The organism is Pseudomonas sp. 39004 (assembly GCF_028682155.1).
In the GTDB taxonomy this organism is placed as follows: Bacteria; Pseudomonadota; Gammaproteobacteria; order Pseudomonadales; family Pseudomonadaceae; genus Aquipseudomonas; species Aquipseudomonas capeferrum.
Map to the genome: position 1 here is coordinate 1 of NZ_JANIAG010000052.1, position 15,485 is coordinate 15,485.

The 15,485-nt window shown below is 62.0% G+C and carries 10 protein-coding genes; 4 read left to right on the top strand and 6 right to left on the bottom strand.

All coding sequences use genetic code 11. From position 1 onward, the window contains the following. Positions 1 to 2,364, top strand: a 2,364-nt coding sequence (locus NP534_RS11650) for an FAD-binding and (Fe-S)-binding domain-containing protein (RefSeq protein WP_274098787.1), incomplete at its 5' end; no start/stop codon positions are given. A gap of 58 nt (positions 2,365 to 2,422) precedes the next feature. On the opposite strand, the gene NP534_RS11655 is transcribed toward NP534_RS11650, so the two are convergent. From NP534_RS11655 to phhA, 5 genes are all read right to left on the bottom strand, one after another. Further along, on the bottom strand, positions 2,423 to 3,625 hold the full coding sequence (locus NP534_RS11655) for an MFS transporter (RefSeq protein WP_274098788.1): 1,203 nt from the start codon (positions 3,623 to 3,625) through the stop codon (positions 2,423 to 2,425). Between the two features lie 103 nt (positions 3,626 to 3,728). Next, the gene (locus NP534_RS11660) at positions 3,729 to 7,928 is read right to left on the bottom strand and encodes a deaminase domain-containing protein (RefSeq protein WP_274098789.1); all 4,200 of its coding nucleotides are present in this window, start codon (positions 7,926 to 7,928) and stop codon (positions 3,729 to 3,731) included. Positions 7,929 to 8,079: 151 nt separating this feature from the next. Continuing rightward, on the bottom strand, positions 8,080 to 8,208 hold the full coding sequence (locus NP534_RS11665; protein ID WP_077068497.1) for a hypothetical protein: 129 nt from the start codon (positions 8,206 to 8,208) through the stop codon (positions 8,080 to 8,082). A 231-nt stretch (positions 8,209 to 8,439) separates the two neighbouring features. Next, positions 8,440 to 8,796 carry a 4a-hydroxytetrahydrobiopterin dehydratase gene (locus NP534_RS11670; protein WP_274098790.1) on the bottom strand — a complete coding sequence of 119 codons (357 nt, stop codon included), beginning with the start codon at positions 8,794 to 8,796 and terminating at the stop codon, positions 8,440 to 8,442. A 37-nt stretch (positions 8,797 to 8,833) separates the two neighbouring features. Further along, the gene (phhA, locus tag NP534_RS11675; RefSeq protein WP_274098791.1) at positions 8,834 to 9,622 is read right to left on the bottom strand and encodes a phenylalanine 4-monooxygenase; all 789 of its coding nucleotides are present in this window, start codon (positions 9,620 to 9,622) and stop codon (positions 8,834 to 8,836) included. 251 nt (positions 9,623 to 9,873) lie between these two features. Here phhA and NP534_RS11680 point away from each other — a divergent pair, with 251 nt between their 5' ends. Further along, complete coding sequence (locus tag NP534_RS11680) at positions 9,874 to 11,433, top strand: sigma-54-dependent phenylalanine hydroxylase transcriptional regulator PhhR (protein WP_033699577.1); 1,560 nt, start codon at positions 9,874 to 9,876, stop codon at positions 11,431 to 11,433. A gap of 80 nt (positions 11,434 to 11,513) precedes the next feature. Here NP534_RS11680 and NP534_RS11685 read toward each other — a convergent pair whose 3' ends face one another. Then, positions 11,514 to 11,768, bottom strand: a complete 255-nt coding sequence (locus tag NP534_RS11685) for a DUF2790 domain-containing protein (protein WP_033699576.1) — start codon at positions 11,766 to 11,768, stop codon at positions 11,514 to 11,516. Between the two features lie 406 nt (positions 11,769 to 12,174). On the opposite strand from NP534_RS11685, the gene acs reads away from it, so the two are divergent. Together acs and NP534_RS11695 are read left to right on the top strand one after the other, a co-directional pair. Continuing rightward, the gene (gene acs, locus NP534_RS11690; protein WP_033699574.1) at positions 12,175 to 14,136 is read left to right on the top strand and encodes an acetate--CoA ligase; all 1,962 of its coding nucleotides are present in this window, start codon (positions 12,175 to 12,177) and stop codon (positions 14,134 to 14,136) included. Positions 14,137 to 14,634: 498 nt separating this feature from the next. After that, a complete protein-coding gene (locus NP534_RS11695) occupies positions 14,635 to 15,420 on the top strand; it encodes an ABC transporter substrate-binding protein (protein ID WP_274098792.1) in 786 nt (261 codons plus the stop codon). Positions 15,421 to 15,485: the final 65 nt, after the last annotated feature.

Genomic DNA, 15,485 nt, shown 5'->3' on the forward strand with positions numbered 1-15,485 from the left:
CAGGAAACCCAGGCCGAGCTGATCGAAAGCACCTTCCCCAAGCTCAACCGCTGCCTGACCGGTTACGACCTGGCGCACCTGCGCGACGAGCAGGGGCGCTTCAACCTCAACAGCGTGCTGTGCGGTGCCGAAGGGTCGCTGGGTTACGTGGTCGAAGCCAAGCTCAATGTGCTGCCGATCCCGAAATACGCGGTACTGGTCAACGTCCGCTACACCAGCTTCATGGATGCCCTGCGTGACGCCAATGCCTTGATGGCGCACAAACCCTTGTCGATCGAAACCGTCGACTCCAAGGTGCTGATGCTGGCGATGAAGGACATCGTCTGGCACAGCGTCGCCGAATATTTCCCGGCCGACCCCGAGCGCCCGACCCTGGGTATCAACCTGGTGGAGTTCTGTGGCGATCAGCCTGACGAGGTCAATGCCCGGGTACAGGCGTTCATCCAGCACCTGCAAAGCGACACCAGCGTCGAGCGCCTTGGGCACACCCTGGCCGAAGGCGCCGAGGCGGTCACCCGCGTCTACACCATGCGCAAACGCTCGGTGGGCCTGCTTGGCAACGTCGAGGGTGAGGTGCGCCCGCAGCCGTTCGTCGAAGACACGGCAGTACCGCCAGAGCAACTGGCCGACTACATTGCCGACTTCCGCGCGCTGCTCGATGGCCATGGCCTGGCCTATGGCATGTTCGGCCACGTGGATGCCGGTGTGCTGCACGTGCGTCCGGCGCTTGACATGAAAGACCCGGCCCAGGCCGCACTGGTCAAGCCGATTTCCGATGCCGTGGCGGCGCTGACCCAGCGCTATGGCGGGCTGCTTTGGGGTGAGCACGGCAAGGGCCTGCGCTCGGAATACGTGCCCGATTACTTTGGCGAACTGTACCCGGCGTTGCAGCGCCTCAAAGGGGCGTTCGACCCACGCAACCAGCTCAACCCCGGCAAGATCTGCACGCCGCCAGACAGCGCCGAAGGCCTGACCAAGGTCGATGGCGTGACGTTGCGCGGTGACCTCGACCGCACCATCGACGAGCGCGTCTGGCAGAACTTCAGCAGCGCCGTGCACTGCAACGGCAACGGCGCCTGCTACAACTACGACCCCAACGACGCCATGTGCCCGTCGTGGAAGGCCACCCGTGAGCGTCAGCACTCACCCAAGGGCCGTGCCTCGTTGATGCGTGAATGGTTGCGCTTGCAGGGCGCAGCGGATATCGATGTGCTGGCGGCAGCGCGCAACAAGGTGTCCTGGCTCAAGGGCCTGCCGGCGCGGCTGCGCAACAACCGCGGGCGCGACCAGGGGCAGGCAGACTTCTCCCACGAAGTCTACGACGCCATGGCCGGTTGCCTGGCGTGCAAGTCGTGCGCGGGGCAATGCCCGATCAAGGTCAACGTGCCGGACTTCCGCTCGCGTTTCCTCGAGCTCTACCACGGCCGCTACCAGCGCCCGCTGCGTGATTACCTGATCGGCTCGCTGGAGTTCACCATCCCGTACCTGGCGCATGCGCCGGGGCTGTACAACGCGGTAATGGGCTCGAAGTGGGTCAGCAAGCTGCTGGCCGACAAGGTCGGCATGGTCGACAGCCCGTTGATCAGCCGTTTCAACTTCCAGGCCACCTTGACCCGCTGCTGCGTCGGCGTGGCCAGCGTGCCTGCCCTGCGCGAGCTGACGCCGGCCCAGCGTGAGCGCAGCATCGTGCTGGTGCAGGATGCCTTCACCCGTTACTTCGAGACGCCGCTGCTGGCTGCCTTCATCGACCTGGCTCACCGCTTGGGCCACCGGGTATTCCTGGCGCCATACAGTGCCAACGGCAAGCCCTTGCATGTGCAGGGCTTCCTTGGGGCCTTCGCCAAGGCGGCGATCCGCAACGGTACCCAGCTCAAGGCCCTGGCCGATTGCGGCGTGCCGCTGGTGGGGCTGGACCCGGCCATGACCCTGGTGTACCGCCAGGAGTACCAGAAGGTGCCGGGCCTGGAAGGCTGCCCGAACGTGCTGTTGCCGCAGGAGTGGCTGATGGATGTGCTGCCGGAGCAGGCGCCGACCGCACCCGGCAATTTCCGCTTGATGGCCCACTGCACCGAGAAAACCAACGTACCGGCCAGTACCCGGCAGTGGGAGCAGGTGTTCGCACGCCTGGGCCTGAAGCTGGTGACCGAGGCTACCGGTTGCTGCGGCATGTCCGGCACCTACGGGCATGAAGCGCGTAACCAGGAGACTTCGCGGACCATCTTCGAGCAGTCCTGGGCGACCAAGCTGGACAAGGAAGGCGAGGCGCTGGCGACAGGTTACTCGTGCCGCAGCCAGGTCAAGCGCATGACCGAGCGGCAGATGCGTCATCCGCTGGAAGTGGTGTTGCAGTACGCGCAGCGGTAAGCCTGTTACCCCCTCTTCGCGGGGTTACCGCGAAGAGGGCAGTCCAGGCCTTGCAAGCTCAAGCATCCTGGGCCTGTTTGCGGCCATGTCGCGCCTGCCGATACAGGTACAGGCTCAACAGCAGCCCGCACCCCGAAGCCCCCGCCGCAAACAGGAACATCGAAGCAAACCCGAACCCCGCCGCCACCGCGCCCACCAACGGCCCGGTAATCCCCAGCGACAAATCGATGAACAGCGAATACGCACCTACTGCCGCCCCGCGGTTGGCCGCCGACACCTGGTTCACCGCCTCGACCCCCAGCGCCGGAAACACCAGCGAGAAGCCAAAGCCACTGAGCGCCGCCCCGGCCAATGCCAGCTCGGCGCTGGGCGCCAGCCACAGCATCAGCAGGCCAAGCGTCTCCACCGCCAGGCAGGCGATCGCCACCCTGAAGCCGCCCAGCCGATTGATCAGGTTGCCGAACAGCAGCCGCGCACAGATGAAGCTGGCCCCGAACAGGCTCAGGGTCAGTGCCGCATTCGCCCAGCCACGGCTGGCGTAGTACAGGGTGATGAAAGTGGCGATGGTGCCAAAGCCGATCGAGCCCAGAGCCAGCCCCGAACCATGCGGGAACACTTTGCCCAGCACCCGCAGGAATGGCAGGCGCACCCCGCTGACCACTGGCGCGGCGCGCTTCGGCCAGGCCAGCAGCAGGCCGAGCACGCACAACAGGATGATGCTTGCACCCATGCTCCACAGCCCCAGGCTCTTGACCATCAGCACGCCCAGTGGGGCGCCGATGGCCAGCGCGCCGTAGCTGGCGATGCCGTTCCAGGAAATCACTTTGGCCGTGTTTTCGGCGCCAACTCGGCCGATCCCCCAACCAATCGCGCCAGAACCCACCAGGCTTTCGGCGCTGCCCAGCACCAGGCGGCCGACCAGCAGGCAGGTCAAACTCAGCCAGGGCAAGTGGGTGAGGAAGGCGCAGGCCAGCATGAAGACGCCGCTGAGCCCGCACCCGGCCAGGCCATACATCACTGCCTTCTTGCTGCCGAGGTTATCGATGATGCGGCTGGCCGTAGGGCGGCTGAGCAACGTGGCCAGGTACTGCACACTGATCACCAGGCCGGCGATCACGGTGCTGAAGCCCAGGTCGTTATGCACATAACCCGGCAGGACGGCCAGGGGGATGCCGATGTTCAGGTAGCCGATGAACGTGAAAAGGACGATGGACACCACCTGCGCGGTGATCGCAAGGTGTGACGTGGATTTGGCGGGCATGGCAGATCCATTGGGCTAGACGGGCGAGAACGGTGTAATCATATCCACCCTGGCCCGGCCTGTGGGCAGGTCTTTGATGAACAAGCCTGCCCACGGCGTGCGGTCACTCCTTGTAGTCCACCAGCCAGCTGACACTGAAGGATGCCCTGCCGTAGTCCAGGCGCAGGCGTGGCATCACATAGCCCCCACACGAGCGGCAGGCACTGAACAGGGTGAACACTTCGATGCTGCGCACGCTGTCGGGCGCGGCGAGCAGGTCGTCGTTGAGCACTGTGGCGATCAAGCGTTCGGAGTCCAGGTGCCTATGATGCTCGACGATATTGAAGTGGTCGGGGCGACGCAATGTGGGCAGCTCAGTAAAGCGGGGGGACGGTAGCTGGCCCTCCATGCGCGCGCGTGCATCGATGTAGGTCACGCGTGTGTGCGGTTCGGCTGGCGGTGTTGGTATGCCTACCTTGCGGTTTTTCCAGCCACCGGACAGCGAAAAGTAGACCCGGCGGCTGCCATCTTCCAGTGTCGCGGTGGCGAAAGCCAGGTTAGCACCAGGCAAGTGTCGGCGAAGTTGCAGCGCGCCAGCTTCGCTGAGTAGTTCGGCCACGCTCATCGGCATGAAGGGCGCGTCGGTGCCGGTGGCGGGCAGCAAGGTGTTGAGCACGAGGGCTACGTGATCCTGCTCAGTCAGCGCGGCTTGGCGCAGTGGCCGCCAGGCGGGAATGATTTCCCGGTTCAGACCTGCCAGGTTGAGCTTGGCGACGCCGGTAAGGGCATCCTGGGCAGCGGGAGCCGTCAGAATGTTCTTGGCGTACTCAGGCAGCATGCGCGCCTCCGCCGCGTCGAGTAGCTCCTGGAACAAGCTGGATGCGGGCGGGTGGCTGGCGCGGCTGTGTTCAAGCCAGTCGCGCAGGAGGGCGGTCAGGTTGTCGATGTCACGCTGCAGATTGGGGCGAGTCGCGACGATCCGGTAGGTTTCGCTGACCTGCAGATAACGTTCGATCATCTTTTCGTCGCGCACCCGCGACAGGGTTTGTCGCGTGCTGGAGGGTGGCGTGGGCAGGTCACCTGGCCGCAATGTACCGGCTGCAAGCGCGTTCAACTGGCGCGCTTGCCAGGGCGATATCACCCACTGCGCTGCATAGAAGACGCCGACATCGGCCTCGACGATCATCCAGTCGCGGCCTTGCCACTCGATGATTGCCGCCCTCAACGTGCGGCGGTCGGGCACGGTTCTGGCCAGCCCGCCCAGGCGCACCGGTGGGCAGACGCGGGCGATCAGTTGCACTTGGGCGGCTGAAAACGTTTCGGGCAAGCCAAACCAGAATTCCGCCAAAGGGTCGGCAGTGATGCGTCGGTGGTAAACCGGGGGGGTGATGATGCCCAGGCGAACCCGAGCCTCCAGTGCCTTTATCGGGGCGAGCGGTTTGGACGGCTGGCCGGTGTAGTTCACCACCTTGCCCTCATGCACCATGGCCTGTGTCCAGGCGTCAAACCGGCTGTCGCCTCCGTGCATGCGTATGGGCGCAGGCTCGATACGCACATGCTGGAAAGCATGGCTTACCTGCTGGCCGAACAGGGGGGTATGCGCTTCGTTGGCGGCCGGGGAGAAGCTCAAGGCGATATGCCTGTCGCCTTCGTTGCGGTATGGCGCGTTCTGCAGGGTCGGCGCCGGGGCGAGCGACAGCGGTTGGTTGTCGATCCGGCGCAGTGTATTGCTGAGTTCGCCGGGGTGATGGCGGTATACGGCGCCGTTGATCAGCGTATCCACCTGGCCATCGCTCCTGGCAATCGACAGGGGGCGGGGATGGCCTTGCCACGCCAAAGGTGCATCCGCCGGTGTCAGGCTGTCGCGCATGAACTGGCCAGGGGTCAGGCCGGGCGGGGGCGGCTGATCGAGCCTGAAGTTGTTCGGCCAGGCTGCATGAGTGGGCAGTTCAGGCTGGCTGTACCAGCGCCTTGGCCCCACGGTTCGGGCATAGACCGCAGGCGGCAATTCGGATAACTCGGACCAGCGTCGGGCTGATTTGACCAGCCCTAGGCGCATTGCCCGAGCGGCTTGGCTGTTGGCAGCGGACAGGCGCGCCAGTGGGTTTGCTGCGCGGCGGAGCGCACTGGTTGCCGTACCTGCGCCTGCCACTACGTCCAGTATGCAACTCGCTGCATCCTGCCCGTTCTGTACGTCGAAGCAGGTTGCCCCTGGCACGGTGCGTTTGATCAGGTTCCAGAAGTAACCCCAGTTGCTGACTTTGCGCCTCTCGGCAAGGAATGCCTCGTGAAGCGTGGCGCCTTTGCTGACGGCATGCAACGCTGCGCTGTTGCCTAGCCCGACGTATTGGACGTAGGCTTTGGTCAGAGCCTCCAGTCTGTGCTGCGCCGGCGCTTGGATGATGGTGCTCAGGCTGGAATGGAACGTGGCGACATCCCAGGTAGGGGGCGCTTCGTTATAGGCCTGATAGGGCAGTGTCACAATGTCCGAGAAGCGGTGGGCGGCAGCCAAGGGGATGGCGCGCTCGTGCCATGTCAAGCGCTGCGGGAACAGTTCCAGTAACGTGTGGTCGTGTTCACCTTGCAACAAAACCAGCATGCCCAGTGTGCCTACCTCTTGCTGCCAGTGTTCCTCGGGGCTGTCACCATAGGGCGGGACCGGGCCAGGTTGCCGATAACGTGGCCAGGTCGCGGCGTAACAGGTCCAGGGGCCTTCGCGCAGTGCCTGCAGATAAGCTTCCGGCAGATGCCTGAGGAGCCGTTGCATCAGGCCTTCATGGAGTACTTGGGCCGATGCCAGCCAGTGGTCGAATGCCTCTTCGAACCATTGGGTGACGTCTGGCAGGCCTTTCGCGCTGTAGCGGGTTTGTTGATCGACATACGCCTCGAGGTGAAGCTGGCCATCGACGTTGCGCCCGGCCGGGTCGATGCTGGCTGCCTCCAGCAACCTGCACGCTTCGGCCATGCGGTCTGGGCGCTGCTGCAATTGCGCCACATCCCAGGCAATCAGGTAGTGATCGTAGACCGTGCGCCATTGCTGGGCCGACCAGGGCGGCATGTACTCGATGTGGCCCTGCAGCGGCCCCCAATGGGCGAGCGTGTCGCGCAGGGCTTCACTGCTGCCAGCGGAGTCTTCGACGGTCTGGCTGAGTATCTGCTCTGCCTGTTCATGACTCAGCGGGCGCTGCAGGTCGCGCAGCAGCATGACCCCTTGGCGCAGAATGGCCCAGTTCAGGTCGGGTCGATAAGGTATCGCTGTGGGGGTGTCGTCGAGCAGCAGTTCGGGGGCGAAGTGGCGCAGCAGTAACTCGGCAGCCAGTTCGGCAACGGCGGGGCGGCAGCCGAGGCTGGCCTGTACGCTGTTGGTCAGGTCCAGGCGTATGTCGGCATACGGTAGCCACTGGTTCAGTGGGTTGAACAGTTCGAAGTCCAATACATAGCCGGCACGTCGTTCATGCGGTGGGTAAAGCCAATCGATCAGGGCCTGTTCGGCAAGGTCACGGCTGTTGATGTCCTCTGGCAACTGCAGGGCTTGTGTCAGGCGAGCGGCCCAGTTACGGAAAGCCTGGGCGTGCAACAACGCATCCAGTACCTGGGCGACGGGGGCACTCAGCGCTGCGCCCGGCAAGGCGACTTTGCCGTACTGATTGGGCTCATGGCCGGCTTCGCGTTCGCGCAGGGTCGGGGGGCGATAGCGCAGCCCCTGGTAGTAGACGTCTGCCTCAAGTGTCGCGAACAGGTGCTCGGCTGGGTTGCTGCCTGTCGGTACGGCCAGCAGGTGGTGTGACAGGGCATCGAGGTCCAGGGCGTGCGCAAGTTCCACTGCCGTTGCTGGCACCAGGGGCGGCGGGGCTTCGTCGGGCAGGTCGTGGTGAAGCAGCAGGGCCGCCATGATGAAGGCGTCACGGCGCTTGTGACACAGGTGCCTGGCCCACAGCGTCTGGGCCAGGCTGCAGGCGTGATAGGCAGCGGCTCCCGATGGGCCAGTAAGGTCGTCGGGAAGTGCCCTTGCCACCAAGGTTCTGAAGAAATAGGCACACTCGCCGGTGGCCAAGGGTGTCGCCGGCGGGCGCTTGAAAAAGGCGTTGAGGTGGCTCGTGGCTGCCGGGCTGGCAAATGCCTGGTTCAGGGCCTCGCGCAACTCATGGTCCTGGAGCTGACGCGGAAACAGGTCGTCGAAGTCGAATGCCCGGTCAAAGTGCAGGCTCAGCGAAGTCTTCAGGTCGAGGGGGCCGGACGTATCATTCGCCAGCAGGATGTCCTGGGCTGTGATCGCATCGATGCGGCGGCGGTACTCGTCGGGAGCGGAGGAGGGTGAATGCATGGTGCAATCTCCGGTAAGGGAGCCGCAACGATGCATAGCCTGGCAGGTGAGCGGGGGGTAGCAGGCTACTGCCTGAGGCTGAACGGTGTGAAAACGTGTTGACGGCGGTGGCCCGCAGGTCAGCCGTTTTCACACAGTTGTGATGCGCGGTTTATTCCTGATCAGCGCTGGATTGATCGTCACCATCCTGGTCGACGGCAGGCGTCGGCTCGGCGTGGACGGAAACGGTTTGCTCTTCTGGGTTCAGGCTTGGGAAGGGAAGATTCGGGATTTCATGCATCTCGTCGTTCCTCGCAAGTGTGAGTGAAAAGGCTGCGCCAGGCGCGTTTGGGGCTTCGGAAAGCTGGGGCAGGATACAGCAGTCTGGATGACAGTTTGAACTTTTTCCCGTTCGCTTGTCGGGTTTACGGGCGAATAACGGACATTTGTCTTACAAAAAAACGGGGCCGCTGTGCCCCCCTTCGCGCCGGAACGCCGTATAGGGGGGGCACAGCGGCCCCGTCTTCAGGTGTTATTTGCGGCCTTCAGCCGACTCGGCAACCTTGTCGGTACGCGCGCACATGATGAAGTCGTTGCGGTGCAGGCCCTTGATCGAGTGGCTCCACCAGGTCACGGTGACCTTGCCCCACTCGGTCAGCAGGCCAGGGTGATGGCCTTCTGCTTCAGCGATTTCACCCACGGCGTTGGTGAAGTCCAGGGCATGCTTGAAGTTCTTGAACTTGAACACGCGCTCCAGCTCCATGTGGCCGTCGCGCACTTCGATGTTCCAGTCCGGGATTTCGCGAATCAGCTCCGCCAGTTCCTCGTCGCTGACTTTCGGTGCATCGGCGCGGCAGGCTTCGCAATGGGCTTGGTTCAAGGCATTCATGATTACTTTTCCAGTTCGAGTTGTTATCAGGGTGGCTTCAGGCAGCAACCTTGGGTGGAAACTTGGGGGCGTGCAGGCCAAGCTGCATGGCCTGCTGAACCATGCCCATGATGTCTTCATGGGCCAGGTCGAACAGCCGCTTGAGGTTGGGCAAGACGAAATACAGCGGCTGCAGGATGTCGATGCGGTACGGCGTGCGCATCGCTTCGATCGGGTCGAACGCCTGGTGTTCCGGTTCGTTCGACAGGCTGTAGACCGTTTCTTTCGGCGAGGAAAGGATGCCGCCGCCATAGATCTTCTGACCTTGCGGGGTCTCCATCAGGCCGAACTCGATGGTCATCCAGTACAGGCGCGCCAGGTACACGCGCTGCTCTTTGGTTGCGGCCAGGCCGAGTTTGCCATAGGTGTGGGTGAACTCGGCGAACCAAGGGTTGGTCAGCAGCGGGCAGTGGCCGAAGATCTCGTGGAAGATGTCCGGTTCCTGAAGGTAGTCCAGTTCTTGCGGGGTGCGGATGAACGTGGCAACCGGGAAGCGCTTGCTGGCCAGCAATTCGAAGAAGGTCTGGAAGGGGATCAGTGCCGGTACGCGGGCGACCTGCCAGCCAGTGGTGGCGCCCAGCACCTTGTTGACCTCGCCCAGTTGCGGGATGCGGTCGTGGGGCAGCTTGAGCTGGTCGATGCCGTCCAGGTATTCCTGGCACGCACGGCCTTCGATGACTTTCAGCTGACGGGTGATCAGCGTATTCCACACCGCATGCTCTTGCTGCGGGTAGTCGATAAAACCATGCGCATCGGGCTCGCGTGCCACGTATTGCGTCTGTTTCATGTGGCTCTCCTGGTGAGGGCTTTTCTTGTTATGTGCTTACCCTAGGAATATCCCCTCATCCGGCAATTTGCACGGGGGCAGGTGCTTCTGTCAGGTGATGGGTTGGCGGCTATTCGTAACGAAAATTTTACAAAAACACGCGGGTGACGGAAAATCCGGGGCATAGCGCTGATGGTTTGCCTGTTTTTGTCAGCTTATCTTTACGAATTTTCCGCGCCCAGGTGAAAAACATCGGCGCTTAGAGAGCTCTCATGCGTATCAAAGTGCATTGCCAGAACCGCATCGGCATCCTTCGCGACATCCTCAACCTGTTGGTGGAGTACGGCATCAACGTGTTGCGCGGCGAGGTGGGGGGTGATCATGGCAATGCCATCTACCTGCACTGCCCGAACCTGATCAACCTGCAGTTCCAGGCCCTGCGGCCGAAATTCGAGGCCATTGCCGGAGTGTTCGGCGTCAAGCGCGTGGGTTTGATGCCCAGTGAGCGTCGGCACATGGAGCTGAATGCATTACTGGGCGCATTGGACTTCCCTGTGCTGTCGATCGACATGGGCGGCAGCATCGTTGCCGCCAACCGCACGGCGGCGCAATTGCTCGGGGTGCGGGTCGACGAGGTGCCGGGTATGCCGCTGGCGCGTTATGTCGAAGACTTCGACCTGCCCGAACTGGTGCGGGCCAACAAGTCGCGCATCAACGGCTTGCGGGTCAAGGTCAAGGGCGACGTGTTTCTCGCCGATATCGCGCCGTTGCAATCCGAGCATGACGACAGCGAGGCGCTGGCCGGCGCGGTGCTGACTTTGCACCGCGCCGACCGTATCGGTGAGCGCATCTATAACGTGCGCAAGCAGGAGTTGCGCGGCTTTGACAGTATCTTCCAGAGCTCGCGGGTGATGGCGGCGGTGGTGCGTGAGGCGCGGCGCATGGCGCCACTGGATGCACCCTTGCTGATCGAAGGCGAGACGGGCACCGGCAAAGAGCTGCTGGCGCGCGCCTGCCATCTGGCCAGCCCGCGTGGGCAGTCGCCGCTGATGGCGCTCAATTGCGCGGGGTTGCCCGAGTCGATGGCCGAGACCGAGCTGTTCGGCTACGGCCCGGGTGCCTTCGAAGGGGCGCGGGCCGAAGGCAAGCTGGGGCTGCTGGAGCTGACGGCGGGCGGTACGCTGTTTCTCGATGGGGTCGGGGAGATGAGCCCGCGGCTGCAGGTGAAGCTGCTGCGTTTTCTGCAGGACGGTTGCTTTCGCCGGGTAGGCAGTGATGAAGAGGTGTACCTGGATGTGCGGGTCATCTGCGCGACCCAGGTGGACTTGTCCGAGTTGTGCGCACGCGGCGAGTTCCGCCAGGACCTGTATCACCGCCTCAATGTGTTGTCTTTGCACATCCCGCCCTTGCGTGAGTGCATGGATGGGCTGGAGGGGCTGGTGCAGCACTTTCTCGATCAGGCCAGCCGACAAATTGGCTGCGCGTTGCCGCGCCTGCTGCCGGCAGCAATGGATAAACTCAGCCAGTACCACTGGCCCGGTAATGTGCGGCAACTGGAAAACGTATTGTTCCAGGCGGTTTCGTTATGTGAAGGCGGCGTGGTTAAAAGCGAGCATATTCGTTTGCCCGACTATGGCGTGCGTCAACCGCTGGGGGAATTTTCCCTGGAAGGGGATCTTTCGCAGATTGTCGGGCGCTTTGAAAAGGCCGTACTGGAAAGTTTGATGGGGGAATTTACAAGTAGCCGCGCATTGGGCAAACGATTGGGTGTTTCGCACACGACCATTGCCAACAAGTTGCGCGATTATTCGCTGGGCAAGACGCCAGAATAATAGTCGTCGATGTAAGTTTGAATGGCGTGTGGCAGCGGGTTTGCCTGCGAAGGGCCCCAGCGGGGCCCTGATCTCAAGGGTTAGCCGTTAGAGCAGCCATTCCCCATCACGCGGTATTCAAGAATGTGCGTCTGGCCCTTGGAGTCCTCATAGGTCATGCGGGCGGGCACGACTTCACAGACGTTGGGCACTTCGCTCATGGAGATGACGCGGGCAATGTCCAGGTGCTGCGAATAACTGTACTGTTCAACCGGAATCTGCTCGGCATCGTTTGCTTCGCCGGCCATTGCCGCGCCGCAAAGACTGCCAAGTACCAATACCAGTAAAGCTTTCATTTTCTATTTACCTGTCTAAGGTCGTGAGGGGGTGCGCGGCGTTTGTAACGCCGCACGTGCTGCGGGTTTTAACTATCGAAGTAGAGGGGGATTAACGCTTGCCTTCGTGGGGGCTGTTACCAGAAGTTAATCGCCTTGCCGTTGTTGGCGAGATGAATTTTAGGGGGGCGGCTTGCGCTGAAACAGTAGGCCTTTTGATAAAGTGTTTTGACAGAATCTGTAACAATCACCCAAAAAACACCCTGATTTTTTCGGGCCAGGGCTACGAGCCGCGAGCTAGAGCGCTCTGCTCGTACGTCAGTACCAAATTCGGCCGCTTTACTACCAACGTCGAATGGCTTTTGTCGCTCTGGTACAGTTACAAACGGTTCCATACAAAAACAACTATTACACCGAGGTAACACAGATGAGTGCGGCTCCACTGTATCCCGTTCGTCCCGAGGTTGCGGCCACTACCCTGACCGACGAGGCCACCTACAAGGCCATGTACCAGCAATCGGTGATCAACCCGGACGGCTTCTGGCGTGAGCAGGCCCAGCGTCTGGACTGGATCAAGCCGTTTACCAAGGTCAAGCAGACCTCCTTCGATGACCACCATGTCGATATCAAGTGGTTTGCCGATGGCACTCTGAACGTTTCCTCCAACTGCCTGGACCGTCACCTTGAAGAGCGTGGCGACCAGTTGGCGATCATCTGGGAGGGCGACGACCCTTCCGAGCACCGCAACATCACCTACCGCGAGCTCCACGAGCAGGTCTGCAAGTTTGCCAACGCCTTGCGTGGCCAGGATGTGCACCGCGGCGACGTGGTGACCATCTACATGCCGATGATCCCCGAGGCCGTGGTCGCCATGCTGGCCTGTGCCCGCATCGGTGCAATCCACTCGGTGGTATTCGGCGGCTTCTCCCCCGAGGCGCTGGCCGGCCGAATCATCGACTGCAAGTCCAAGGTGGTGATCACCGCCGACGAAGGCTTGCGCGGCGGCCGTCGTACCCCGCTCAAGGGCAACGTCGACCTGGCCCTGACCAACCCTGAAACCAACAGCGTGCAGAAGATCATCGTGTGCAAGCGCACCGGTGGCGAGATTGCCTGGCACCAGCACCGCGACATCTGGTACGAAGACCTGATGAAAGTGGCTTCCAGCCATTGCGCGCCGAAAGAAATGGGTGCCGAGGAAGCACTGTTCATCCTTTATACCTCCGGCTCCACCGGCAAGCCCAAGGGCGTGCTGCACACCACGGGGGGTTACCTGGTGTACGCGGCGCTGACCCATGAACGCGTGTTCGACTACCGCCCGGGTGAGGTCTACTGGTGCACCGCAGACGTGGGCTGGGTCACCGGCCACAGTTACATCGTCTACGGCCCGCTGGCCAACGGCGCCACCACCTTGCTGTTCGAGGGCGTGCCGAACTACCCGGACATCACCCGGGTGTCGAAAATCATCGACAAGCACAAGGTCAACATCCTCTACACCGCGCCTACCGCGATTCGCGCCATGATGGCCGAAGGGCAGGCGGCCGTTGACGGCGCCGATGGTTCCAGCCTGCGCCTGCTGGGTTCGGTCGGCGAGCCGATCAACCCTGAGGCATGGAACTGGTACTACAAGGCCGTCGGCAAAGAGCGTTGCCCAATCGTCGATACCTGGTGGCAGACCGAAACCGGCGGCATCCTGATCAGCCCGTTGCCAGGCGCCACCGGCCTCAAGCCGGGTTCGGCTACCCGTCCGTTCTTTGGGGTGGTGCCGGCGCTGGTGGACAACCTGGGCAACCTGATCGATGGCGCCGCCGAAGGCAACCTGGTGATCCTCGACTCCTGGCCGGGCCAGTCGCGTTCGCTGTATGGCGATCACGACCGTTTCGTCGACACCTACTTCAAGACTTTCCGTGGCATGTACTTCACCGGTGACGGCGCACGCCGCGACGAGGATGGTTACTACTGGATCACCGGCCGTGTGGATGACGTGCTCAACGTGTCCGGCCACCGCATGGGCACTGCCGAAATCGAAAGTGCCATGGTTGCCCACGCCAAGGTTGCCGAGGCGGCCGTGGTGGGTGTGCCGCACGACATCAAGGGGCAGGGCATCTATGTCTATGTCACCCTCAATGCCGGCGTGGAACCCAGCGAGCAACTGCGCCTGGAGCTGAAAAACTGGGTGCGCAAAGAGATCGGGCCGATTGCTTCGCCGGACGTTATCCAGTGGGCGCCTGGGCTGCCGAAGACCCGCTCGGGCAAGATCATGCGGCGTATCCTGCGCAAGATCGCCACGGCGGAGTACGGCTCATTGGGGGATATCTCGACCCTCGCCGACCCGGGTGTGGTGCAGCACCTGATCGACACGCACAAAGCGATGAACCTGGCTTCGGCGTGATGCGCAGGGGGTTGTAGCACGCCCCTCCCAGGCTCTGATAAAAACCCCGCTCGGGCAACCGGCGGGGTTTTTGCTTTACTGTTACCCGACATTCATCGGTAACTCTTCTGTCACCGTGGGTGTTCGCAAACGGGGCACGAGGAAACAACTTGGCCCACTTTCGGTGCGTTTTTGCAGGCATTTTTGCCTGGGTGGCACGCTGCGCTTGCCGTGACACAAGGCTTTGCCAATAATAGGCCCAGTATTTGCTAGTTCAATGGGTTCTAATTCTTGCGCTCTTGCATATCTTGCAATGGCTGTCAACATCGCCCGCAGCGGTTTCAAGCGCTTCTGTAAGTAGTTGTCGCTTTGAAGAAATATCGACTACCGGGCTGTCGTTAAAATGCCACTCACTCGCTCGTGGTCTCCGACCGACCCTGCGCGGCTCGCGTTGTACCCATTCGCATATCGGGCAGCCGTTACCTGCCTTGTATTGCCCCGTACCGATGGAGTTACCTGATGAAGAAGCTCGCACTGCTTGGCGCCCTGGCGCTGTCCGTGTTTTCCCTGGTGTCGCAGGCCGATGAAAAACCATTGAAAATCGGTATCGAAGCCGCCTACCCACCCTTTGCCTTCAAGCAGCCCGACGGCAGCATTGCCGGTTTCGACTACGACATCGGCAATGCCCTGTGTGAAGAGATGAAAGCCAAGTGCACCTGGGTCGAGCAAGAGTTCGACGGCCTGATTCCGGCACTGAAGGTGCGCAAGATCGACGCGATTCTGTCGTCCATGTCGATTACCGAAGACCGCAAGAAGTCGGTCGACTTCACCAACCGCTACTACCTGACCCCAGCACGCCTGGTGATGAAGGAAGGCACCACCGTCAGCGACAGCCTGGGCGAACTGCAGGGCAAGAAGATCGGCGTGCAGCGCGGCTCGATCCATGACCGCTTCGCCAAGGAAGTGCTGGGCGCCAAAGGTGCCACTGTGGTTCCTTACGGCACCCAGAACGAAATCTACCTGGATGTGGCTGCCGGCCGCCTCGATGGCACCGTGGCTGACGCCACCCTGCTGGAAGACGGCTTCCTCAAGACCGACGCCGGCAAGGGCTTCGCCTTCGTAGGCCCGGCCTTCACCGACGCCAAGTACTTCGGTGACGGCATCGGCATTGCCGTGCGTAAGGGTGACAAGGCCAACGTCGACCGCATCAATGCGGCCATCGACGCGATCCGCGCCAACGGCAAGTACAAACAAATCGAAGCCAAGTACTTCAATTTCGACATCTACGGTCCAGACTCGAAGTAAGACGTCGGGTTTCACCTGTGCAATGGTGCAAACAGCAGAGGCTCTGAGGTTTGCACCATTTTTCA

Excerpts from the sequence above, each read along its gene's own strand:
- NP534_RS11655 (WP_274098788.1), bottom strand. The coding sequence starts at position 3,625 with ATGCCCGCCAAATCCACGTCACACCTTGCGATCACCGCGCAGGTGGTG.
- NP534_RS11660 (WP_274098789.1), bottom strand. The coding sequence starts at position 7,928 with ATGCATTCACCCTCCTCCGCTCCCGACGAGTACCGCCGCCGCATCGAT.
- NP534_RS11665 (WP_077068497.1), bottom strand. The coding sequence starts at position 8,208 with ATGCATGAAATCCCGAATCTTCCCTTCCCAAGCCTGAACCCAGAAGAG.
- NP534_RS11670 (WP_274098790.1), bottom strand. The coding sequence starts at position 8,796 with ATGAATGCCTTGAACCAAGCCCATTGCGAAGCCTGCCGCGCCGATGCA.
- phhA (WP_274098791.1), bottom strand. The coding sequence starts at position 9,622 with ATGAAACAGACGCAATACGTGGCACGCGAGCCCGATGCGCATGGTTTT.
- NP534_RS11680 (WP_033699577.1), top strand. The coding sequence starts at position 9,874 with ATGCGTATCAAAGTGCATTGCCAGAACCGCATCGGCATCCTTCGCGAC.
- NP534_RS11685 (WP_033699576.1), bottom strand. The coding sequence starts at position 11,768 with ATGAAAGCTTTACTGGTATTGGTACTTGGCAGTCTTTGCGGCGCGGCA.
- acs (WP_033699574.1), top strand. The coding sequence starts at position 12,175 with ATGAGTGCGGCTCCACTGTATCCCGTTCGTCCCGAGGTTGCGGCCACT.
- NP534_RS11695 (WP_274098792.1), top strand. The coding sequence starts at position 14,635 with ATGAAGAAGCTCGCACTGCTTGGCGCCCTGGCGCTGTCCGTGTTTTCC.